The sequence below is a fragment of the Methanobrevibacter sp. TLL-48-HuF1 genome (assembly GCF_023617305.1).
In the GTDB taxonomy this organism is placed as follows: Archaea; Methanobacteriota; Methanobacteria; order Methanobacteriales; family Methanobacteriaceae; genus Methanocatella; species Methanocatella intestini.
In genome coordinates this window covers 89,959-110,241 of record NZ_CP081485.1, presented here as the reverse complement: position 1 = coordinate 110,241, position 20,283 = coordinate 89,959, and the positions used below count along the sequence as shown (strand labels likewise).

At 28.0% G+C, this 20,283-nt stretch carries 28 protein-coding genes and 4 pseudogenes; 20 read left to right on the top strand and 12 right to left on the bottom strand.

Going from position 1 to position 20,283, the window contains the following annotated elements:
• Positions 1–66: 66 nt before the first annotated feature.
• Entirely contained in the window at positions 67–669 is a 603-nt protein-coding gene (locus K4897_RS00550; protein WP_019263961.1) for a class I SAM-dependent methyltransferase, read from the bottom strand.
• 133 nt (positions 670–802) lie between these two features.
• Here K4897_RS00550 and K4897_RS00545 point away from each other — a divergent pair, with 133 nt between their 5' ends.
• A complete protein-coding gene (locus K4897_RS00545; protein ID WP_019267143.1) occupies positions 803–2,440 on the top strand; it encodes a glutamate synthase-related protein in 1,638 nt (545 codons plus the stop codon).
• Between the two features lie 94 nt (positions 2,441–2,534).
• Here K4897_RS00545 and K4897_RS00540 read toward each other — a convergent pair whose 3' ends face one another.
• Positions 2,535–2,999: a hypothetical protein gene (locus K4897_RS00540; protein WP_019263959.1), complete on the bottom strand. Its 465-nt coding sequence runs from the start codon at positions 2,997–2,999 to the stop codon at positions 2,535–2,537.
• A 138-nt stretch (positions 3,000–3,137) separates the two neighbouring features.
• Between K4897_RS00540 and K4897_RS00535 the strand changes: the two genes are divergently transcribed.
• From K4897_RS00535 to cas1, 5 genes are all read left to right on the top strand, one after another.
• Positions 3,138–3,719 (top strand): helix-turn-helix domain-containing protein, encoded by a 582-nt coding sequence (locus K4897_RS00535; RefSeq protein WP_019263958.1) that lies wholly within the window; start codon positions 3,138–3,140, stop codon positions 3,717–3,719.
• 23 nt (positions 3,720–3,742) lie between these two features.
• Positions 3,743–5,389, top strand: a complete 1,647-nt coding sequence (locus tag K4897_RS00530; RefSeq protein ID WP_019267142.1) for an AMP-binding protein — start codon at positions 3,743–3,745, stop codon at positions 5,387–5,389.
• Between the two features lie 75 nt (positions 5,390–5,464).
• A complete protein-coding gene (locus K4897_RS00525; protein WP_019267141.1) occupies positions 5,465–5,716 on the top strand; it encodes a hypothetical protein in 252 nt (83 codons plus the stop codon).
• Positions 5,717–5,883: 167 nt separating this feature from the next.
• Positions 5,884–6,168, top strand: coding sequence for a CRISPR-associated endonuclease Cas2 (cas2, locus tag K4897_RS00520; RefSeq protein ID WP_029143305.1), 285 nt, complete (start codon positions 5,884–5,886; stop codon positions 6,166–6,168).
• The gene (gene cas1 / locus K4897_RS00515; RefSeq protein WP_019267139.1) at positions 6,165–7,169 is read left to right on the top strand and encodes a CRISPR-associated endonuclease Cas1; all 1,005 of its coding nucleotides are present in this window, start codon (positions 6,165–6,167) and stop codon (positions 7,167–7,169) included. Before cas2 ends, cas1 begins: the two co-directional genes overlap by 4 nt.
• Before the next feature lie 152 nt (positions 7,170–7,321).
• Here cas1 and K4897_RS00510 read toward each other — a convergent pair.
• A pseudogene (locus K4897_RS00510) lies at positions 7,322–7,828 on the bottom strand (dihydropteroate synthase-like protein); the annotation flags it as partial.
• A gap of 27 nt (positions 7,829–7,855) precedes the next feature.
• Here K4897_RS00510 and K4897_RS00505 point away from each other — a divergent pair.
• The 8 genes and pseudogenes from K4897_RS00505 (at position 7,856) to K4897_RS00470 (ending at position 11,990) form a co-directional block, all read left to right on the top strand.
• Positions 7,856–8,254, top strand: coding sequence for a phage portal protein (locus tag K4897_RS00505; protein ID WP_250416209.1), 399 nt, complete (start codon positions 7,856–7,858; stop codon positions 8,252–8,254).
• Complete coding sequence (locus K4897_RS00500) at positions 8,247–9,881, top strand: phage minor head protein (RefSeq protein WP_250416208.1); 1,635 nt, start codon at positions 8,247–8,249, stop codon at positions 9,879–9,881. Before K4897_RS00505 ends, K4897_RS00500 begins: the two co-directional genes overlap by 8 nt.
• A 126-nt stretch (positions 9,882–10,007) precedes the next feature.
• On the top strand, positions 10,008–10,160 hold the full coding sequence (locus K4897_RS00495) for a hypothetical protein (protein ID WP_250416206.1): 153 nt from the start codon (positions 10,008–10,010) through the stop codon (positions 10,158–10,160).
• 97 nt (positions 10,161–10,257) lie between these two features.
• Positions 10,258–10,443, top strand: a complete 186-nt coding sequence (locus tag K4897_RS00490) for a hypothetical protein (protein WP_250416204.1) — start codon at positions 10,258–10,260, stop codon at positions 10,441–10,443.
• Between the two features lie 58 nt (positions 10,444–10,501).
• Positions 10,502–10,921, top strand: a pseudogene (locus K4897_RS00485) (isopeptide-forming domain-containing fimbrial protein); the annotation flags it as partial.
• A 25-nt stretch (positions 10,922–10,946) separates the two neighbouring features.
• A complete protein-coding gene (locus tag K4897_RS00480) occupies positions 10,947–11,525 on the top strand; it encodes a hypothetical protein (RefSeq protein ID WP_250416201.1) in 579 nt (192 codons plus the stop codon).
• A gap of 19 nt (positions 11,526–11,544) precedes the next feature.
• Positions 11,545–11,775, top strand: coding sequence for a hypothetical protein (locus K4897_RS00475; protein WP_250416199.1), 231 nt, complete (start codon positions 11,545–11,547; stop codon positions 11,773–11,775).
• A 17-nt stretch (positions 11,776–11,792) separates the two neighbouring features.
• On the top strand, positions 11,793–11,990 hold the full coding sequence (locus K4897_RS00470) for a hypothetical protein (protein WP_250416198.1): 198 nt from the start codon (positions 11,793–11,795) through the stop codon (positions 11,988–11,990).
• On the opposite strand, the gene K4897_RS00465 is transcribed toward K4897_RS00470, so the two are convergent.
• Both K4897_RS00465 and K4897_RS00460 read right to left on the bottom strand, forming a co-directional pair.
• Complete coding sequence (locus tag K4897_RS00465) at positions 11,980–12,156, bottom strand: hypothetical protein (protein ID WP_019264056.1); 177 nt, start codon at positions 12,154–12,156, stop codon at positions 11,980–11,982. The two genes, K4897_RS00470 and K4897_RS00465, sit on opposite strands and share 11 nt — an antisense overlap.
• Before the next feature lie 592 nt (positions 12,157–12,748).
• Positions 12,749–13,049: pseudogene (locus K4897_RS00460) on the bottom strand (acyltransferase family protein); the annotation flags it as partial.
• A gap of 162 nt (positions 13,050–13,211) precedes the next feature.
• On the opposite strand from K4897_RS00460, the pseudogene K4897_RS09135 reads away from it, so the two are divergent.
• Together K4897_RS09135 and K4897_RS00450 are read left to right on the top strand one after the other, a co-directional pair.
• Positions 13,212–13,289, top strand: a pseudogene (locus K4897_RS09135) (DNA mismatch repair protein MutT); the annotation flags it as partial.
• Between the two features lie 61 nt (positions 13,290–13,350).
• Complete coding sequence (locus K4897_RS00450) at positions 13,351–13,851, top strand: hypothetical protein (RefSeq protein ID WP_250416194.1); 501 nt, start codon at positions 13,351–13,353, stop codon at positions 13,849–13,851.
• A gap of 408 nt (positions 13,852–14,259) precedes the next feature.
• On the opposite strand, the gene K4897_RS00445 is transcribed toward K4897_RS00450, so the two are convergent.
• The 4 genes from K4897_RS00445 to K4897_RS00430 form a co-directional block, all read right to left on the bottom strand.
• Positions 14,260–14,568: a hypothetical protein gene (locus K4897_RS00445; RefSeq protein WP_004033822.1), complete on the bottom strand. Its 309-nt coding sequence runs from the start codon at positions 14,566–14,568 to the stop codon at positions 14,260–14,262.
• Between the two features lie 6 nt (positions 14,569–14,574).
• Positions 14,575–14,793, bottom strand: a complete 219-nt coding sequence (locus K4897_RS00440) for a hypothetical protein (RefSeq protein WP_019267317.1) — start codon at positions 14,791–14,793, stop codon at positions 14,575–14,577.
• Between the two features lie 95 nt (positions 14,794–14,888).
• A complete protein-coding gene (locus K4897_RS00435) occupies positions 14,889–15,287 on the bottom strand; it encodes a hypothetical protein (RefSeq protein WP_019267136.1) in 399 nt (132 codons plus the stop codon).
• A complete protein-coding gene (locus K4897_RS00430) occupies positions 15,288–15,464 on the bottom strand; it encodes a hypothetical protein (RefSeq protein ID WP_019267135.1) in 177 nt (58 codons plus the stop codon).
• Between the two features lie 186 nt (positions 15,465–15,650).
• On the opposite strand from K4897_RS00430, the gene K4897_RS00425 reads away from it, so the two are divergent.
• On the top strand, positions 15,651–16,385 hold the full coding sequence (locus K4897_RS00425) for an ion channel (protein WP_019267134.1): 735 nt from the start codon (positions 15,651–15,653) through the stop codon (positions 16,383–16,385).
• Between the two features lie 2 nt (positions 16,386–16,387).
• On the opposite strand, the gene K4897_RS00420 is transcribed toward K4897_RS00425, so the two are convergent.
• On the bottom strand, positions 16,388–16,513 hold the full coding sequence (locus K4897_RS00420) for an SHOCT domain-containing protein (RefSeq protein WP_019267133.1): 126 nt from the start codon (positions 16,511–16,513) through the stop codon (positions 16,388–16,390).
• A 193-nt stretch (positions 16,514–16,706) separates the two neighbouring features.
• Between K4897_RS00420 and K4897_RS00415 the strand changes: the two genes are divergently transcribed.
• A complete protein-coding gene (locus K4897_RS00415) occupies positions 16,707–16,976 on the top strand; it encodes a hypothetical protein (protein WP_029143304.1) in 270 nt (89 codons plus the stop codon).
• Between the two features lie 405 nt (positions 16,977–17,381).
• Positions 17,382–18,818 (top strand): radical SAM/SPASM domain-containing protein, encoded by a 1,437-nt coding sequence (locus K4897_RS00410; RefSeq protein ID WP_019267131.1) that lies wholly within the window; start codon positions 17,382–17,384, stop codon positions 18,816–18,818.
• Positions 18,819–18,841: 23 nt separating this feature from the next.
• On the opposite strand, the gene K4897_RS00405 is transcribed toward K4897_RS00410, so the two are convergent.
• Entirely contained in the window at positions 18,842–19,285 is a 444-nt protein-coding gene (locus K4897_RS00405; protein ID WP_019267316.1) for a MarR family winged helix-turn-helix transcriptional regulator, read from the bottom strand.
• A 143-nt stretch (positions 19,286–19,428) separates the two neighbouring features.
• Here K4897_RS00405 and K4897_RS00400 point away from each other — a divergent pair, with 143 nt between their 5' ends.
• Positions 19,429–19,677: a hypothetical protein gene (locus tag K4897_RS00400; protein ID WP_019267128.1), complete on the top strand. Its 249-nt coding sequence runs from the start codon at positions 19,429–19,431 to the stop codon at positions 19,675–19,677.
• On the opposite strand, the gene K4897_RS00395 is transcribed toward K4897_RS00400, so the two are convergent.
• On the bottom strand, positions 19,674–20,246 hold the full coding sequence (locus K4897_RS00395) for a GNAT family N-acetyltransferase (RefSeq protein WP_019267411.1): 573 nt from the start codon (positions 20,244–20,246) through the stop codon (positions 19,674–19,676). The genes K4897_RS00400 and K4897_RS00395 overlap by 4 nt on opposite strands.
• Between the last annotated feature and the right edge of the window lie 37 nt (positions 20,247–20,283).

Sequence of the window (20,283 nt, the reverse complement as noted above, 5' to 3'; positions counted from 1 at the left end):
TAAATCAATCGTTATTTTGATTAAAATAAAATTACATAATTTTAAAAAAGTCTATTGTAGAAAAAATTATTTGGAATTTTTGATAATGGCTACACATAAGGGCTGGCCTGCATTAAACACATCATAATCAAGAATTTCAAGATTATGATTTTTTAAAAAACACAAATATTCATTTTTGGACCATTCATTACTTTCAAAAACAAATAATTTCAATGTTTTAAGCATCAGACGCTGAAAAGTATTTCCTTTTACATAAGTAGGAAGTATTAAAATTCCGTTATCCTTAACAACACGTGTAAGTTCACTGATAGCTGTTTCAGGTTTATCCAATAAGTGCAACACATTGGCAGCCAGAGCCACATCAAAATAATTGTCTTCATAATTTATATTATTTAAATCTCCAACAGAAACTTCAACATTGTTTAAGTTTTTAGTTTTGTTTTTAGCTTTTTTAACCATTTCTTCAGAATAGTCAAATGCAATTATTTCTCCTAAATTTGGTGATAATAAACAGGTAAAAGCACCAGTTCCACAGGCTGCCTCTATTAATCTGTCGTCTTTGCCTGTGTATTTTAAAATAAAATTAAACAGCTCTTTATTGTTTATTTTATTGCCTATAATTTTATCATAAACTGATGCATATCTGTTCCAGAAAGATTTATTGTTCATAGTATATTTTATTTATTCAATTAAACAGTTATAAACTTTTACTTTTTTTAACATTGAATTAATTATATTATACAAAAATATTTATATTATTGTTAAAGTTATATAATATATTAATTATGGTGGAGTTGGTAAAATGAAATACCAGTGTCAGATATGTGGTTATATTCATGATGAAGAAAAAGAAGGCAAATCCTTTAAAGAACTTGAAAAATGTCCTGATTGCGGATCAGATGTTTCTAATTTTGAAGTAATGGAAGAAGATACAGTCTATAAGACATATGAATGTGAAGTCTGCCATTATGTTTATGATGAAGAAAAAGAGGGTTCGGTACTTATTAAACTTGGAAAATGCCCAGTATGCGGATCGCCGCTATCAAAATTCAAAGCAATCCAAAAAGTAAAATATGGGACATATCAGTGTAAGGTTTGTAATTATATTCATGATGAAAAAAGTGAAAAAATACCATTAAAAGACCTTAAGGAGTGTCCTGATTGCAAATCAGATATATCTAACTTTGAACCAATTGAAACAAATGAAAATAACTGGCTAATTTCATTTCCGGAACAGTACATCAGAAATGATGAATCAGTAAGGCATATGGACACTATTTATAAGTTATGTGATTCCGGAAAACCCATTACAGCACCAATGGCTACAGCATTGCCAATGCCAAATTGGGATGATATTCTTATTTTAGGAAACCAGTTAAATCCAATGCCTTTAGAAGAAGATGCTGAAGTATCAACTACAACTATAATAGGTAAAAATGCTAAAAAGCCACTGGTTATTGAAAGTCCAATATATGTATCCCATATGTCTTATGGAGCTTTGTCTAAGGAAAGTAAAGTTGCTTTAGCTAAAGGAAGTTTCAATGCTAAAACTGCAATGTGTAGCGGAGAAGGGGGAATACTGCCGGAAGTTAAAAATACAGCATATAAATACATTTTTGAATATGTTCCCAACCAGTATTCAGTAACTGATGAAAACTTAAAAACTTCAGATGCAATTGAAATTAAAATAGGTCAGGCAACAAAACCAGGAATGGGAGGATTATTGCCTGGAGATAAAGTAACGCCTGAAATAGCTAAAGTAAGAGGTAAAAAAGCAGGTGAAGACATAATATCTCCATCAAGATTCCCGAATATTAATTCTAAGAAAGATTTAAAAAATCTGGTAGATGAATTAAGATCAAAATCTGAAGGCTGTCCGATAGGTATTAAAATAGCTGCAGGATACATTGAAAATGATTTGGAATTTATTAGTTATGTCAAACCTGATTTTATTACAATTGACGGAAGAGGAGGTGCTACTGGAGCCAGTCCCTTATTAGTTAGAGATGCAACAAGCGTTCCAACAATATTTGCATTGTATAGGGCCAGAAAATATCTTGATGAACATGATTTGGATATTGATCTGGTAATTACTGGGGGTTTAAGAGTTTCCAGTGACTTTGCAAAAGCCTTAGCTATGGGGGCAGATGCAATAGCTATAGCTTCGGCCAGTTTAATTGCAGTGGCATGTCAGCAATATAAATTATGTGATAAAGGACAATGTCCTGTGGGAGTTGCAACACAGGATAAAGAACTGCGTTCCAGATTAAAAATAGATATTGGAGCAAAAAGATTAACTAATTATCTTAATGCAAGTCTTGAAGAAATTAAAACTTTTGCAAGAATAACAGGACACAATGATATTCATGATTTGAATGTTTCAAATTTAGCTACATTCAATAGTGAAATATCTGATTATACAAATATCAAACATGTTTAGAGGTTATTAGTTTGAAAAACCCATTCTGTTTATTAAAAAGCGCTTTGGTGATAATTGTAATACTGATTGTATTGCTTAAATTAGTGCAGGTTATTTAATAGTATAGTTTCCCTTTACAGTGTGGACAGATTTTTCTTTTTCCGATAAATGTTTGTCCGCAGCATCTGCATTTATACATATTTCTGTCACAGTTAAGCTGAATTCCACATTCTTCACAGTAAGGTTTAGGACCTACAAATGCATGATTGCAGTTTGTACAGTAATATCTTGTTCTATTGCTTTGTTTATTTTGCAGTGATCTTTTAATTCCATAATAATAAACAAACACAACAGCCAGAACAAACAGGGAAAGTATCAGACTGCCTATCCCTGCAAATAATGTCATGATAAAACTTAAAATTACTATAACTACAATCCATTTTCCAGCTTTATAGGAGTAGTTTTCAATTGTTGCTTTATATACAAGATTTTCATCAGGTTTTGGAGTATTTGATAAGTTTCTATTTGCATCTCTTTTACCTAAATAAGTTAATAAAATATCTTCTTTTGAAGGCGGCATAACAATCACTTATATGAATTATATATTATTTTTTAATAATTTTCACTATATAATTTTATTTTTAAGTGTCTAAAAAATACTTTTATTAATTATAAACAACATATTATTTTTATATTAAAGAGTTAATGGTGGAAAAAGATGCCTAATAAAAATAAAATTGGAGAAAAAATTAAAACTTTAATGGAAGTTAGAAATGTATCACTTGAAGAATTAGCTAATGACAGTGATGTTAACATAGAATTGGTTGAGAAAATATTAAACGGGGAAATTATACCATCTCTTACTCCTTTAACCAAAATAGCTAGAGTACTTGGTGTTAGAATAGGTACTTTTATTGATGATGATGAACAAACAGGACCTTTAGTCGTTAGAAAAGGAAAAAGCGATAAAGTTGTATACTTTTCAGGTGATGAAAACAAGACAGATGACAGTAATCTGGAATTCTACTCATTGGCTGCCGGAAAAAGTGACAGAAATATGGAACCTTTTATCATTGACTTTAAAGTGGATGCTGAAGAAAGCCATGAACTCAGCTCTCACGAAGGTGAAGAATTCCTCTATGTTCTTGAAGGAACAATTGAAGTTATTTATGGTCAGAATAACTATGTTTTAGAAACTGGTGACAGTATTTACTATGATTCAATTGTATCTCACCATGTACACAGTTCCAATGATGAAACAGCAAAAATCTTAGCTGTAATATACACACCGGTAGATTAAATTTAATTTCAGGAGTTAAAAAAATGTTATTCAGTGAAGACACGCTAGCAGATTTTTTTGAAAAACAAGTAGAAAGACTTCCGGACCATGAATTTTTAATTTATCCTGATAGAAACTTGAGATTCACATATTCTGAATTTAATGAAAGGGCTAACAATTTAGCTAAAGGATTATTATCTATTGGTGTTGGAAAAGGGGACCATGTAGGAATATGGGCTAAAAATGTTCCCGAATGGTTGACTTTCATGTTTGCAACAGCTAAAATAGGAGCTGTTTTAGTAACTGTAAATACTGCTTATAAAAGTCATGAACTGGAATATATTCTTAAACAGTCAGATATGAAAGCTTTAGCTCTAACTGACAGATTCAGAGACAATAATTATATTGATATAATCTATGAGTTAGTGCCTGAACTTAAAACCTGTCAGAGAGGAAAATTAAATTCTGAAAAATTCCCATTTTTAAAACATGTTATTCATGTAGGTCAGGATAAACACAGAGGAATGTATAACACTAATGAATTATTATTGTTAGGTCAAAATCAGGATGATGTAATCCTAAAAGAAATCAAAAAAGAATTTGACAATAATGATGTAGTAAATATGCAGTATACCAGCGGTACAGAAGGTTTCCCAAAAGGAGTAATGCTTACCAGCAGAAACATCTTAAATGACGGATATTACATCGGGGAAAACATGAACTTCTCTGAAGAAGACAGATTATGTATTCAGGTACCTTTATTCCATTGTTTCGGTTCAGTTTTAGGAGTCATGGCAGTAATCACACATGGTTCAACTATTGTAATGCTGGAGGAATTTGATCCGCTTTTAGCTCTTTCAGCTATTCAAAAGGAAAAATGTACTGCAATTCACGGTGTTCCAACAATGTTTATTGCAAAATTGACACATCCTATGTTTGATATGTTTGACATGTCATCACTTAGAACAGGAATCATGGCGGGATCAACATGTCCTGTTGAAACCATGAAAGAAGTAATAGACAAAATGAACATGACTGAAATCACCAGTGTATACGGTCTAACAGAAGCATCTCCGGGAATGACACAAACAAATGCTTCAGATACATTTGAGAAAAAGGTAAACACTGTAGGAACTCCGTTTCCGAATGTTGAAGTTAAGCTTATAGATCCTGATACTGGTGAAGACATAACTGAAGTAGGTAAAAAAGGAGAAATAGTCTGCAGAGGATTTAATGTAATGAAAGGATATTATAAAAATCCTGAAAAAACAAAAGAAGTCATAGAAGATGACGGATTTTTACACTCCGGAGACTTGGCTACCATTGATGAAGACGGATACTATTCTATTGTCGGAAGAATTAAAGACATGATTATCCGTGGAGGAGAAAACATCTACCCACGTGAAATCGAAGAGTTCATATATACAATAGATGGAGTTCAGGACGTTCAGGTAGCAGGAATACCTGATGAAAAATACGGTGAAATCGTAGGAGCATTCATAATCAAAGAAGAAGGCTCAGATTTAACTGAAGAAGATGTAAGGGACTATGCAATAAGTAAAATAGCCAGATATAAAGTTCCAAAACATGTATTCTTTGTTGATGAATTCCCATTGACAACAAGCGGAAAAATCCAAAAATACAAACTGGGAGACATAGGTTTGGAATTACTTAAAAAACGTGAAAATTAAAAATATAAAAATTAGAAAAAAACTGCTTAAGTTTCGATGAATGAATTGATTTTCTAAATACATAATAGTGATTATATGATTTCAAAAAAACTTTTAATATCTTTACTTTTTATTAGTTTAATAGTTTCAATTAATTGTGTAAATGCAGTAGATAGTTCTGATTGGAAAACAGTAAAAATAAATAATGTTGATTTTAAATTACCTCCTAAATATCAGGAGGGTAAACTTAATAAAGGTACTTATATGATTAATAATATTTTTACATTTGGTATTAGATGTGTTGATAGTGATATTTCATATGGAGATATGATAATTAGAGGGGAATAAGTTTTATAATCATTTTTATTATTATTATTCTTGGATACTTTAAGTATTTTTGAATAAAATAACTGAATAGTAATTTTATTAGAAAAAATAATTAATAAACTTTAAAATTCTGATTTGAGTCATAAATTTGGAATTACTTAAAAAAATATGGATATTAATTAAAAAATGTGATAAAATTGAAAATTCTAGTTTTATTTAATTTAAAATTCAAAAAAGATATTTTAAAACTTAAAAGAATCTTAAACTACAATGCATTTAAACAAATAAGTGAAAAAACATATATTGGAAATTTGGATAATAATGAAATACTTATTTTAAAAGAAAAAATATCAAAAATACCTGATGAAAACGGGTTTATAATTATAATTCCAATATGTGGGACATGTTATAATAAAATCACATATTTTGGAAAAGAAATAAATCTAGAAGAAGAAAAATATAAGATATTATGAAATTGATAATTGATGGCTACAATAAAACACTAAGAAAAAAAGACAATCAAATAGTAGTCATGGAAAAAGACAATGAGATATATAGAATTTCTGCAAACAAAGTATCAGATATAACTATAATGGCTAAAGGCCATATAACATTCGATGCATTAAATCTTATGGCAAAAAACAATATTAAATTAATTAGTATCAACTACTTTGGTCAAATCAACTATATTTTAGAGTCTCCAAATCAGAACAATATTGTTTTAAAAAAATTACAATATCAAGCTAGTGAAAATCATAAAGGGCTTTTAATTTCAAAAGAATTTATAACATCTAAAATGAAAAACCAAAAATCAACAATTAAAACATTAAATAAAAATAAAAAAATCAAAGAAGTTAAAATAATTGAAAATAAAATTAAACAAAACATAAAAGATTTCAAAAACTTTAAAATAAGTCTAAATGATAATATATTCACATCTAAAAATAAAATAATGGGATTTGAAGGAATAGCTTCTGTTAATTACTGGGAAGCAGTAAGTTTGCTGCTGCCTGATGAAATCAATTTCAAAAACAGAAATCAAAAACCAGAAAATGATGTTGTAAATTCTATGCTAAATTATGGATATGCAATACTTGCTTCAGAAATTGCAAAAAATATTGTAACATTAGGGCTTGATCCATACTGCGGATTATTGCATGCAGATTTAAAAAGAAGACAAAGCTTAATTTTTGATTTAATAGAAGAATTTAGACAACAAATCGTTGATAAAACAGTGTTCAAATTAATAAACACCAACCAAATCAACGAAACAAACATTGATAAAAGAAACAATTCATTAAAATTAGAATCAAGAAACTTATTAGCCGGCGAAATAATGGCCAAAATTCATAGTGATTTAACTTTTGAAAATGAAAAAGTAACTTATGCTAAAATCATTGAAAATCAAACAAAAAAATTAGTAAATTCATTACTTAATAATACAGAATATAGTGGGTTTTATTTAAACTGGTAAATAATTTTAGGAAAGCCCCCTTATTTTTGTAATACTTTTATACTTTCCTAATAATACTTTTCAAAAAAGAATTAACATGTGTTTAAATAGTATAAAAAAGAAAATAAAAATAAAGTATGTTTGCTTCAAAAAGATGCAATTAAAATTTGACTATGAATTAAAGCTTCTTTTGATAAAAATGGGGCGTTAGCTATTTCAGACAATACTCTCATTGGAAAATCTTCACCTACCGGGAGATTTCCAACCAGAATATTATTAGGTTTTTCCAATAATTTTTCAATGGTTTTTTCATCATTTTCAAAATCATCAATGAATTTTAAAGCTTCTTTTCTTTTTTCCTCTTCAATTAGTTTATCTGCAGGTTTATCTTCAGACAATTCAATTTGATCAATTAAATTTAAAACCATAGCCAAATCAGCTCCGTCAGTTGAACCTTTAAAAGTAGGAATTCCCAATTCTTTTGTTATTTCCCTGGTTCCTTTCTTTATTAAACCTGGAACTAAAATCATATCAATTTCATCTAACTGATTAGCAAAATGAGTTTTTATTTCATTAATAATAATTCTAGGAGTTAAAAATGCAGCTACCTGTGTATTATCAGCTATATGAATTATAACCTCAACATTAGCATTAGGTATGTTTGCTTCAAAAAGATGCAATTAAAATTTGACTTAATTGGTTTTCAAGTGCCTCCTGCTGTGATAGGTATTGTTGAAACAGCACACTTAGGTAGTGGTACAGGGGATAGTCAAGAAAAATCTTTTAATAATACTTTGTCCGGGGATTGTAAGATTATTGAAAATGCTTTTAATAAAGTATTAGGCAGGTCTGGGTTTAAAGAGGTTTTTGAGTATAACCATATGGATTTGGAGAATAAGTTGACTCGTGCTCAGATAGAGGATATTCAGTTGAAGAACGGTGTTAAATCTATTAACGAGGTTCGTTTGGATTATGGTTTGAATCCTGTGGATTGGGGTGAGTTACCTTTAAACCAAAACCTAAACATGAGTCCTAATGTGGATTTACAAGTTAAAAGTCTGCAAAAAGCTTTGACTATGGAAAGGTTAAGGCGAGAATATGATTAAAACAAGTGAACAGATAGAAACAGATAAATTATTATTATCATGTACTGGTTTATGGGAAGAATTCCGTATAAACAAAACTAAAGACCCCATAAGTGTACAAGAATATTATAATTTGATAAGTAACTTACTTGACAAGCAATTAAACCATAGTAGAATGTGGTTATCATCACCACGGGCTAAAGAGTATTATTATGCGGAAATGCAAAGACAAAAAGAAATACTCCAAAGTTTGGATATGGAATGGGATGATTTATTAGAGCAGAGCTATGAAAGTGTTGATGATTTAATCGAACGAGTATATGAATTAGGTAAACAGAAAGGATACAATGACATTAAACAGAAACTCGTATTCACTGATACTGACAAGGAAGCATTAGACTTTGTAAGACAATACAATTTTCATTTAATAAAGAAATTAAGTGATGATTTACGAGGCAGTGTTAAAAAAACAATTACTCAAGCTGTAGCTACTGGTGAAAACCCATATAGTTTAGCTAACAAAATAATTGAATTAGGAGTAAAACCTTTAGAAGGTAGTACTTTAAGTGCTAAACAAAGAGCAGTAATGATTGCTAAAACAGAAGTTAGCAGAGCACAAAACACAGGTATTTTACAATCCTATGTTAATGAAGGCTATACTGAAGTTACTATTCTAACTGCTGAAGATAGTAATGTTTGTAGTTTATGTTTGGATAATGCTTACTTATTTAATAAAAGTGAAGATAAGGTTTATCATCCTGGTTTAAAAGATAATGTGCATCGTATAAGTGATTTGGATGAGGATAGTATGTTGCCTTTGCACCCTAATTGCCGTTGTACTTATTTGAGTGTGTGGGATAGTAGAGATAGTGATGTTGAACCATACACAGTTAACTTAACACCATTATCAAATGATGAACTTAATATTTTAAGAAATCTTTTCTCAAATGGGAAATTAAACAATGAAAAAGATTTATGGGAATATGATTACAAAGGAATTAGAAATTCTTTATCTAAAGAAGAATTTGAAAAAAGACTTTCAGGATTTATGGATTCAAAGACTATAAGCATTTTAACTGAGGATTTATTTAATTTTCAAAAGAATGTTCATTTTATTAATATTGAGCATGGTTGGGCAATAACAAATAAAGGAACTGTATCAGGGATTTTTTCAAATGGGGCGAATAAAGAAGTAGCTTTATCTACTACTTTTTTAGAAATTGCAAAGGAAGATAAAGGTATTTTATATTTAATTCATAATCATCCAAAATCAAACCCCCCATTACCTTCTTCTGATGATTTAGCTTATTTTACTTCATTAGAAATAAAATATGGTTTAGTAACAAATGAAGAAGGTACTTTTATTCTTAAAAACAATAAATCTTCACAAAATAAAGACAAATATAAAGAAATCTATGAACTTGGTGTAAAGATTGAAGATAAAATGAAAGAGCATTTTTCTACTGATACAGGTATGGTTCCTCCGCCTACTTTGTATGAGGGTAAACCTGTTAAGGAATATACTTCTGAAGAGTTAAAATATTTTAAAGAAAGAGATAAATATGTTAATGAACATAAAAATAAATATAAAAAATTATATGAAGATGAATTATCAGATTATGGTTTTGAAATTGAATTTTTATATTAGAAGGAGTGTTGTTTCATGAGATACTTTGAAGTTAATGGTCTTGATGCGGGTCGTCGTGTTGGTTACGGGACATTTAACACTGATCATAGTGCTTACATAAGAATCCTTGAAACTGAGGAGGAAAAGATGGAGCATATGAGAGGGATGTATAAGACTAATCCTAAAGCTTTTGCTGAATGGAAAGAATGGTGTATGTATGTACATCTTTTGACTGATATTTTTGGTACTCTTGAAGATCCTAAAGAATTTGATGAAGAAAAACTATTTGCTGAAGACTAAAACCTACTTTTTTTATATTATTTATACTTTTATATTAATCCTAAATAGACATCATTATTATTTAATTATTATTGATACACATAGAAATGTTTGTTCTTTGGAAATTTCTTCTGAAGATGGGAATGAATTGAAGAATATTAAGTTTAGTTTTGATAAAAAATTTAAAGAAAATCTTAAAAACAATATTGAAGAGACAATTCATGTTATATTAAATAGGATTATTGAGTATAATCCTATTGAAGATAATGAAAAAGTTACATATAAATTGAAACAAATTCTTTAATTTTTTTCTTTTTTTTTGAGGTATGTTTGCTTCAAAAAGATGCAATTAAAATTTGACTTCAAATTTCCCATTTGAGTATTATGTAAATATTAACATAGCTAATGGTGCAAAAATTGAAAATATCACTATTGCAGATGTACTTCCATCTAATATAATGTATTTGGGCAGTCTGGTTTTATATGACTCCAAAGGAAGAATCATAGATTCCAGTTTATATACTGTTGAAAAACCTGACGGTAATAAAACTGGCGGAAAAATAATTTTAAAATTAAAAGAAGCTACTGGAGATTTAAGTGGTACAAGTCTTAGTTTAAGGTATAAAGCATATGCTCCGGAATTTGATAATAGTACAGATGATAATATAACCATTATTGATTCTGAAACTGGTGTAAGTACTGTTGCTAAAAATACTGTAAATATGGATTATACTTATGCTAATAATACTTATGATGTATCTGATAGTTATAATGTGTATGTTTGCTTCAAAAAGATGCAATTAAAATTTGACTCAAGGAAAACTAAGTGATGAAGAAATCACCAATCTATTTAACCATTTATCTAACTTTAAAAAAGATATTCATTATGAAAATACTGAATATGCTTCAGTAAAATTAAATGATGAAATAATAGATACATTCACTAATGGTAATGCCGTGAAAGTAGCATTTCCAGAATGGCTACAAAAAGAAGGATTAAAAAATGGTATTCATACTGTAATACATAATCATCCAGGTAACACCTCACCATTACCATCTCCAAAAGATTTAATTGCATATACTAAGTGTGGGGTGTCAAATGGAGTATCAACTAATAAATCAGGCACATTAATCATAAAAAACAATAATGTAACTAAAAACAAAGAAAGATATAATGAAATTAAAAAAGTAACAAAGGGTATTGTTGATAAGATGGTTGATGATTTTAGAAGAGACACTCCTAACTGGAGGGAGTTTTATGCTACTAAAAAAAGTCTTTATGATAGGAAGTTAGAAAATTATGTGATGAAACATAATGATAGGTATGTAAAGATGTATCAAGAGAAGTTAGTTGATTTTGACATGGAAGTAATATTTATTAAATAAGAAAAGGAGATATATTAATATGTATGATGGAATGTTAGATGGGGGTTATGGCATGCTTGGAAATGCTAGTGAAGTTGCATATATGAAAACATTAACTGATGAAGAGCAAAAAGCTCGCATTAAAAAGTTATGGTTGGAAGATCCCGAAGCATATTATGAATGGAAAGAAGATTGTATAGAATCTGGTGATTTACCTGATTTGTTTGGTACATCTGATAATCCTATTACTATAGATGAATCTAAACTTTAAATATTTGAGGTTATATTATGGTATCTGAAGAAGAAAAGTATCCAGCAATAGTACTTAGAACCAATGGGACCTACAAAATATATCTTGAAAAAGGAGTAGAACTCAAATTTGATTCTAAACAAGCTATTAATGAATACACAAAAAATAAAATATTTCAAATCACTGGAGAAAATTACTCCCCAATTAAAGAATTAGCTGAAGGACTTAATAAGTAGATTTAAGTTCTATTAATCTTATTAAATTTTTCATTGCTTCTTCTGTTTCCATAGAAATTTCATCTTTAGCAGTTACTTTTTTTAATTGAAATTTGAGTAATATATCTATTATTTCAGATACGTTATCTTTGGAAATGCTTTCAGTATAATCAATAATTGTGTTCACCTCCTTTTAGTTTATATTTATAAGGTAGTATGTTTGCTTCAAAAAGATGCAATTAAAATTTGACTACCATCAACAATAGCTACATCATAAGATTCATCATTAACAGTAACATTAACTACACCAGAAACAATACCTGGAACAGACACACCAATAACAGCATCCTCACCAACAACAATATCTTTAACATCAACTGCAACAGAAGAAGCTAATTTGGATACTGTGAAACGAACTGTAGTTTGTGCTCTATTATTTTTAGTGTCTTCCGGTGCAATAAATTGAACCAAATAACTTCCTGCAGGCAAATCAGATATTTTTCTTGATTCTTGACCATATATATAGAAAGAATCATATCTATAATAATTTGAATTGTCTAAACGAATAACTAATTCAACTTCTATAGAAGATACAGATGAAGACACATTAATAATAACATCTTCGCCACAGTTAATAGAACTAGCATTAATACTAAGGACTGGGTTTAATTTATTCACACTAAATGATGCTGAAGCAAATGAGTCTTTATAATAATTTTGACCTGTGAAGTAAGCAGACACATCATATTTGTATGTTTGCTTCAAAAAGATGCAATTAAAATTTGACGCCGTCATAAGTAAAGCCAGTAATGTATTCCAGATTAAAAAAGGAATGAAAATCCTTAGAAAATCCGTTTTAATAAATGTTTCAATATCTGAGTAATCCCTGTCAATCATTAACAAACCTAAAAGCATGAGAAATATTGGAACACCGAATCCGAAAGTCGTAAAAACAACATATTCCTGTAAATTTCCTACACTTTTATACTTAAAAACCATAGCTACGTTTATTGCAATTAAGAAAAGTATACTGACTGCCCTTAATTGATCAACATATCTTATCCTTTCACCAATTTCCATTGAACTTTACCCTCTTTAAAGTTGAACTATTAACTAATAATTAGTTATAAAATTTAATATATTATAAACATTACTCTTGAAATGATACTAAAAATGAACATAACAGATAAATCAAAATAATTAAATATCACCGTGGCAAACAGTAAAGCAGGTGGATTTAAAATGGACAAACCATATGGACTTACAATGAGAGGAATCGTTAAAAACAAAGACAATGAAATATTAATACTTAGAAGGTATGTTTGCTTCAAAAAGATGCAATTAAAATTTGACACTAAAAAAATCCTGGAGGATTTAAATTATGCATGTATATACTGAGGGTTTGGATAAAAGTAAGACTATTGATTTTGATAATGGTATGAAATTAATTGTAAATTATGGTACTCGAAACGATGATGGAGTCTGTGACTGGAATCAACAAAGAATAGAAGGAGACTTCAGAAAATCCATATTATATGATAAAAATGGTGAAGTTATTGAAAAATTAATAGAACCCAACCCATTTGTAGATAGAAGTTATGAAAATAACAGATATCAAAACCAGGGCAATAACTGGAAAAATGAAAAAATTTATTTCAATAATGGAATGAGAATAACATTCGATTTTGGATCCAAACTAAGAGATGGCACATATGATGGATGGGGTATGGACAATAACCATGGAAGCGGCATGCGAGTTATTATTTATGATGAACATATAAACACCATCACAGAAAAACACATGGAAAACAATGTCAGTAAAAGCATACCTGATGATTATGATGAAGGCGAAGATTTTTCATACCTAAGAAGAATTTTTTAAATGAAAAAAAACATTAATTAACCTAGGTAAATTACCAATTTACCCCACTTTTTACCATTTATCTAACCCTCACCCCACCTTTCAAAGAAGTTTCTAATTGCTCACGGTATAGTATGAAGAAGACCCTCAAAAAAAAATGTTTTTTTTTATTTATTCTATATGGATGAAATAATAAAATATTAAGAAGATTTAACGTCTACAAACTTTTAAAACATTTTATATGAGTTCTCGCATAGCTTACTATTTATTACAAGTATTTATTACATCGGTACATTAAAACATTAAAAATCAGTTTTTTTTATTGTTGATGCATTTTTTTATTACCTCCGATTTTTTTAGTTTAGTATGTTTGCTTCAAAAAGATGCAATTAAAATTTGACATCAGTCATTTAGTGAACCTCACATCATTTATGATTTCCATTCCACATTAAGATATTCTTTAGCAAGATCTTTTTTCTTCTGTAAGTATTCTTCCGCAATTTTAGCTCGCTCCCAAATATTTTTGGCAGATCTATTTTTAATAAGAATATCTTCTTTTAACTCATAAAATAATTTTTCATAAGTTTCAACATCGTACCCTTGACTTAGAAGAGTAAATCTTTTATTATTATCAAAATTTTTAGCTTCTTCCATGGAAAATTTATCTGTATAATATTTTTCACCATCATAAATTGAAATAAATAACAATTCTTTCATACCAAAAAATACTGAAGTCATATTTGCTCATCCTCTTTTTTTATCATGAACATATAATTTTAGACCATTTTCATCATTGAAAAAATTTAAAATACCTTCTTCATATTCTCTGAAATTTTCTTCAGTAACTTGAGCAGTTAATTTTTCTCTCAAACGTTCTTGTTGCCAATAATCTAATTGATTAACATCATATTCATAGCTCATTCTTTTTTCAACAATATGTATGTTTGCTTCAAAAAGATGCAATTAAAATTTGACCAAACAAAGCTTCCATCAGGCAATACATATTCTTCAATAGGTTTTTTTGCCATAAAGTAATTAATGACATTTCAACTCACCTCTTATTTATTATATATTTTATCTTCAAAGTATTTACCTTCTTTGTTGAAAATCTCCAATAAACTCAGACCAGTTATTGATTCATAGTTTATGATATCCTTATTTAGTAATTCTTCTTTGAGAACTCCTTTAAATTGAGGATACTTTTCAACAAACCTCACTAATTCTTCAGCATGAAAGAAAAAATCAGTTTTATGCATTTTAACATACTCATTACGTTTCACATGTTTTAATACATATACCCTTTTTAAATTATTTTCTTCAATAATTTTTAATCTAGTAGGATTATCTTTAAATTGTAAAGAAATCCCCCATGGTAAAAAATCAGGTATATTAATTAATTCTTCTTTTTTTTGATTCACAAATGACAAAACAATATATTTTGACTTCAAATTTTCCATTTAATTCACCAACAAGATATCAATTATTCTTAAATTTTCATCTACATTTAATGTAATATATTCTTGATTTTTATTTAATAAATATTCATATTCAGTTCCAGCATTACCTATTATCTCACCATCAATAGCCGCCCCTTTTGTTCCTTTTGGAGGTATGTTTGCTTCAAAAAGATGCAATTAAAATTTGACTAATACTCAAATTAACTTTTTTTTACTAATAATATAATCTTTAAAATTATATTCTATAAAAAATATAACATAGAATTAATGATAAAAAGAATTAGAAATAATCTTAATTTGGATTTTGTTATTAATAATTCGGGAATTAAAAGTAAATATTTTAACTAAAAAAGATAGATTTTCATGAAATATACAGAAAAAATAATTGAATCATCAGTATTGTTGTTAGTAATAATTGATATGATATTATTATTAATATTGACTTTTTCCAATGTTTCTCAACATGTAGAGCAGAAAATTATTTACTTTGATTTATTTGTTTGTTTCATTTTATGGATTGATTTTATATATAACTTATATAAATCAAATGATAAAAAACAATTTTTAAAAGAAAACTGGTTGACTGTTATCGCAATAATACCTTTAGACTATTTTTTCTTAAGATGGTTCAGATTCATAAGAATAATACGTTTAATAAGATTCAGCAGAGTATTACTCTTTTTAAAAGGATGGGGACATTCATTTGTTTATTTTATCAAATCAACAAACTTGGATAAATTGATATATGTTGTGATAATATTTGTTGTAATTTCATCTATTGCTATATTATTTATTGAAGATTCAGTTACAAATTTAATTGATGCATTTTGGTATATTATTGTAACATTAACAAGTGTTGGTTATGGAGATATAACTCCACATTCAATAATAGGAAAAGTAATTTCATATTTTGTCATATTATTAGGAATTATTTTTTTCAGCACATTAACTGCAGCTATATCATCCATATATGTGAGTAAAATAACTGATGATTCTGAAAAAGATTTGAATAGTAAAATTGATGAACTTAAAGAAGAAAATAAAAAATTAGAAAATAAAATTGATGAATTAAAAGAGATTATAATGAAAAATAATTAAATTCATATTAATTCTCTTTTCTTTTTTTCAAATTCTTCAGGAGTTATAATTCCTTTTTCTAATAAATCATACCATTTTAATAATTCTTCAGCAGCACTAATATGTATGTTTGCTTCAAAAAGATGCAATTAAAATTTGACTAAAAGAAAGAGATAAAGCAGAGCATGTAATATTCTTTAAATATACAGGTAAACAAAGTAGATATGAGAAATCTGAACAGTTTTATGAAGCAATTTCTCCAGTAACTGGTGATGATGCTTATGTTAAAGCTTACACAATCAGAGATGAAAACCAAACACGGTAAAGTAAGGAATGATAATAATGAAATCTGAAACTATTGATGAATCCAAATACCCTATGACTTATGAAGAATTTGAGAAAAGAGTTAGTGAATTATTTTTAGGAGAAGCTGATTCTCCCAAGGATTTGGAATTTAGAAGATATCTTCTAAAAGAAGAAAAGGAAAATGGTATGATAAGAAGAGAATATGAAAGTGCATGTTATTATTATGATGATCCTAAAAGTCCAGATAATGAATTCACTGATGAAGGTTTGCTTATGCAACCAGTTCGTATACTTGAAATGATTTAAAGTAGAAGTAATGATATTATTTTTCAATGTTTATGTATCCTTTCTCAATCATATAATCTGAGTTATCATTGGGGTATGTTTCTTAATGAAAGATACAATTAAAATTTAACTTATCGATATTAAGACCCTTTTTTAATAAACTAAAAATTATACAGATGTATTTTTACAAAACACCAAAAAATTACCATTACAAATAATAAAAACAAAACAAATTAACTATATTTATCACTAAAAAAAATTTAGATTCTCTAAAAATTATTTAATAATATTCAGTTTTAAAATCTAATTTTTGATAAGATTTAAATATAATGAACCTAAATAATTATTTGTTTTTACTTAACTTAATTAAGCATTTACATAATTAAGTTTTAAATTGAAATAAATAATTAAAATGAGGATATGAAAATGGAATCTGAAAATGAGATGGATATGGAAAAATTAGTAAAAACATTTCAACATATTGTCAATAATAAATTATCTAAAAAATTATTAAACAAATCCTTAAAGTACTGTGATAAATGCGGTAAAAGCAGATTGCAATCTTCATTAGACTATTATTTAGGTAAACAAGATGATATATGTTTTAAATGTAAAGCAAGTTATGAAGTAATTTCTAAAATTATTCACAGTGCATTAAAAAGTTTTGAAACTTCTGAAGAAAGTTTTATAAGAGCTATGCAGGATGATTATTGGGAACTTGGTTTAATCAGTACATTTAAAGGATTAGCTAAATTTGGAGCTGTAAAACCATTTACTCCAGGAGCTCCTTACCAAATTGTTTGGAACATAACAAAAGCATGTAATTTCAGATGTATTCATTGTTATGAAAATGCTGGTAAAAAAGATGAAAATGAATTATCTTCTGAAGAAATTCTAGATGGAATTGATAGACTAGCTGATTTAGGAGTAGCTTCAATTGCTTTTAGTGGTGGAGAACCGTCAATACATCCAGATATTAAGAAATTCATTAAACATGCAACAGATAGAGGTATGTATGTTAGTATGGCAACTAATGGATATATCTTTAATAATTATGAAACAGCAAAAGAATTTTCAGATTTAGGTTTGAAATTTGTACAAATAAGTTTAGATGGATTAAATCCTAAAACACATGATGAATTCCGTCAAGTTAAAGGATCATGGGAACATGCCGTAAATGCTATTAAAAACTTTAACAAAACAGATACTTTTGTAGAAGTATCTACAACTGTAACTAAAAAGAATAAAGATGAAATTCCTGAAATGATTGACTTTTTAGCTGATTTAAAAGTTGGATGGTTTATGTTATATAATTTTATACCAACAGGAAAAGGTGCAGATATTAAAGAAGTAGATTTAAGTCCAGATGAAAGACTTGAAATACTTGAATTAATTTATGAGAAAAATGGTATAGAAGATATGCAAATACTATCTACAGCTCCACAATTTGCGGATGTTGTAACTCATACTTATGATAATAAAGAAATGATTCCAACACATTTCTATAATGTAGAATATCAAAATCCAGCAATGATGCAACTTGCAGAGTTTGTAGGCGGATGTGGTGCTGGAAGATTTTATATGAGTGTAGAACCTGATGGAAAAATATATCCTTGTGTTTTCTTCCCACATGATAAAGAAGTTTGTTTAGGAAATATAAATGATGATTTAAATGATTTATGGCTTAATAATGAACTTTTAAAAGTATTCAGAGATAAAGATATACTTGAAGGACATTGTGGAGAATGTGAATCTCGTTATATTTGTGGAGGATGTAGAGCAAGAGCTTACAATTATTTCCATGACATTAAATATGGGGATCCGGGTTGTGTTAAAAACATGAAAGAATGGGAAGAAATATAATAAATAATTTTTCTTATTTTTTATTATTGAAATTTCAAAGAATCAGTTCCTATAGTTGCCATAATATGTGCTACATATTTTATTTGGTCTTTGCCATATTTTTGAAATAGTAATTCTTCAAATTCATTAAAAATTTCAATCATTTCTTCAAAAACTTTTTTTCCTTTTTCTGTTAAAAATAATTGTCTACGAGTATTATTCTTTGGATCAATTGATTTTTTAACTAAATTTTTATTATTTAAACTTTTAAACATTTTTGTAACATATGCTTCAGAAACAAGCATTTGATTTGCAATTGCTTTTTGGCTAATACCTTTATTATAATAAATTTTTGATAAAAACATTACCTCATTAGGACTTATATTTAAGTTTCCTATTCTATTGGCAAAAAATTTATCAAAGTATTTGGTTATATTATACCAAGAATTGAAATAACTTGATTCATCATTAAAAACAGAGTCTTTCATAATATCTCCATCAGTGTTTATATTATATATAAAATTAATAGGATTTATATTTTCTTTATAAAAGTAGATTGAGTTATAATTTCTTAAAACTATTTTTTTTAATATGTCTAAACTTTTTATTAAATCATATGTAACTATAATATATGAAAGTAGATTTTAGTCTGGCTATACTGTTCGGTTCGGATTTTTCCAAAGCTTACTGGATTGTTGAAGATGACGGAAGAAAATATACCATAAGCGAAGGAATGCATAATAAATTAAATGCAGAATATAATAATTCAGTTGCAGGCCATAAACTAAACATATTTTTCAATGTTAAAAAAACAGCCAGAAGAGGTCATATCAATTATATGGCAGATAACATAACAACTGATAGGGAAATAATAATCTAAAGAGTTAAAGATTCAATAGCTAAGTTATGGCTGGATTGAACATTATTGAGTTTGAACTTAGGTAATTTTTTAATCATATGGACTGTCTGAAGGTCATTGTTTGTATCTACAGTTGTTTCAAATCCCATTTTTTTCCAAAAGTTTAATCCCCCATTTAAATTTTTATGGGTGTGGAGATAAATTTCTTTATAGCTGTTTAAATAGCTAAATGACTCTACTACTTTGAACAGTTTTGTTGCAAGACCCAGTCTTCTGTATTTTTCATCAACATATAATCTCCAGATGCTTGCAGTATCTTCTTTATTATATAATCCTTCAAATTCTCTGAATTTTTTGTCATAGCCTCTTACAGCTATTGTAGCTATTATTTCATCATTTTCAGAATTTTTTGCCAAGAACAAATTATTTTTTCTCGGATTTATGTAATATTCATTTAGTTTCATTATGTCTTTATGATATTCCGGCACATATCCGTATCCGTATTCTTTTTTGATCTGCTTAAATAAAAACTCCTGAGTCCTGGTTTTTTCACAAATATTGTCAGACAGTTGAATAATTTTAAAGTTCACTTTTTGCTCCTCCATTAAATGTATTACTTTTTTGAAA

Excerpts from the sequence above, each read along its gene's own strand:
- K4897_RS00545 (WP_019267143.1), top strand. The coding sequence starts at position 803 with ATGAAATACCAGTGTCAGATATGTGGTTATATTCATGATGAAGAAAAA.
- cas1 (WP_019267139.1), top strand. The coding sequence starts at position 6,165 with ATGAAATTGATAATTGATGGCTACAATAAAACACTAAGAAAAAAAGAC.
- K4897_RS00550 (WP_019263961.1), bottom strand. The coding sequence starts at position 669 with ATGAACAATAAATCTTTCTGGAACAGATATGCATCAGTTTATGATAAA.
- K4897_RS00535 (WP_019263958.1), top strand. The coding sequence starts at position 3,138 with ATGCCTAATAAAAATAAAATTGGAGAAAAAATTAAAACTTTAATGGAA.
- K4897_RS00530 (WP_019267142.1), top strand. The coding sequence starts at position 3,743 with ATGTTATTCAGTGAAGACACGCTAGCAGATTTTTTTGAAAAACAAGTA.
- K4897_RS00435 (WP_019267136.1), bottom strand. The coding sequence starts at position 15,287 with ATGGAAAATTTGAAGTCAAAATATATTGTTTTGTCATTTGTGAATCAA.
- K4897_RS00495 (WP_250416206.1), top strand. The coding sequence starts at position 10,008 with ATGGAGCATATGAGAGGGATGTATAAGACTAATCCTAAAGCTTTTGCT.
- K4897_RS00475 (WP_250416199.1), top strand. The coding sequence starts at position 11,545 with ATGTATGATGGAATGTTAGATGGGGGTTATGGCATGCTTGGAAATGCT.
- K4897_RS00415 (WP_029143304.1), top strand. The coding sequence starts at position 16,707 with ATGAAATCTGAAACTATTGATGAATCCAAATACCCTATGACTTATGAA.
- K4897_RS00410 (WP_019267131.1), top strand. The coding sequence starts at position 17,382 with ATGGAATCTGAAAATGAGATGGATATGGAAAAATTAGTAAAAACATTT.
- K4897_RS00450 (WP_250416194.1), top strand. The coding sequence starts at position 13,351 with ATGCATGTATATACTGAGGGTTTGGATAAAAGTAAGACTATTGATTTT.
- K4897_RS00470 (WP_250416198.1), top strand. The coding sequence starts at position 11,793 with ATGGTATCTGAAGAAGAAAAGTATCCAGCAATAGTACTTAGAACCAAT.
- K4897_RS00540 (WP_019263959.1), bottom strand. The coding sequence starts at position 2,999 with ATGCCGCCTTCAAAAGAAGATATTTTATTAACTTATTTAGGTAAAAGA.
- K4897_RS00445 (WP_004033822.1), bottom strand. The coding sequence starts at position 14,568 with ATGACTTCAGTATTTTTTGGTATGAAAGAATTGTTATTTATTTCAATT.
- K4897_RS00405 (WP_019267316.1), bottom strand. The coding sequence starts at position 19,285 with ATGAAAGACTCTGTTTTTAATGATGAATCAAGTTATTTCAATTCTTGG.
- K4897_RS00525 (WP_019267141.1), top strand. The coding sequence starts at position 5,465 with ATGATTTCAAAAAAACTTTTAATATCTTTACTTTTTATTAGTTTAATA.
- K4897_RS00400 (WP_019267128.1), top strand. The coding sequence starts at position 19,429 with ATGAAAGTAGATTTTAGTCTGGCTATACTGTTCGGTTCGGATTTTTCC.
- K4897_RS00425 (WP_019267134.1), top strand. The coding sequence starts at position 15,651 with ATGAAATATACAGAAAAAATAATTGAATCATCAGTATTGTTGTTAGTA.
- K4897_RS00500 (WP_250416208.1), top strand. The coding sequence starts at position 8,247 with ATGATTAAAACAAGTGAACAGATAGAAACAGATAAATTATTATTATCA.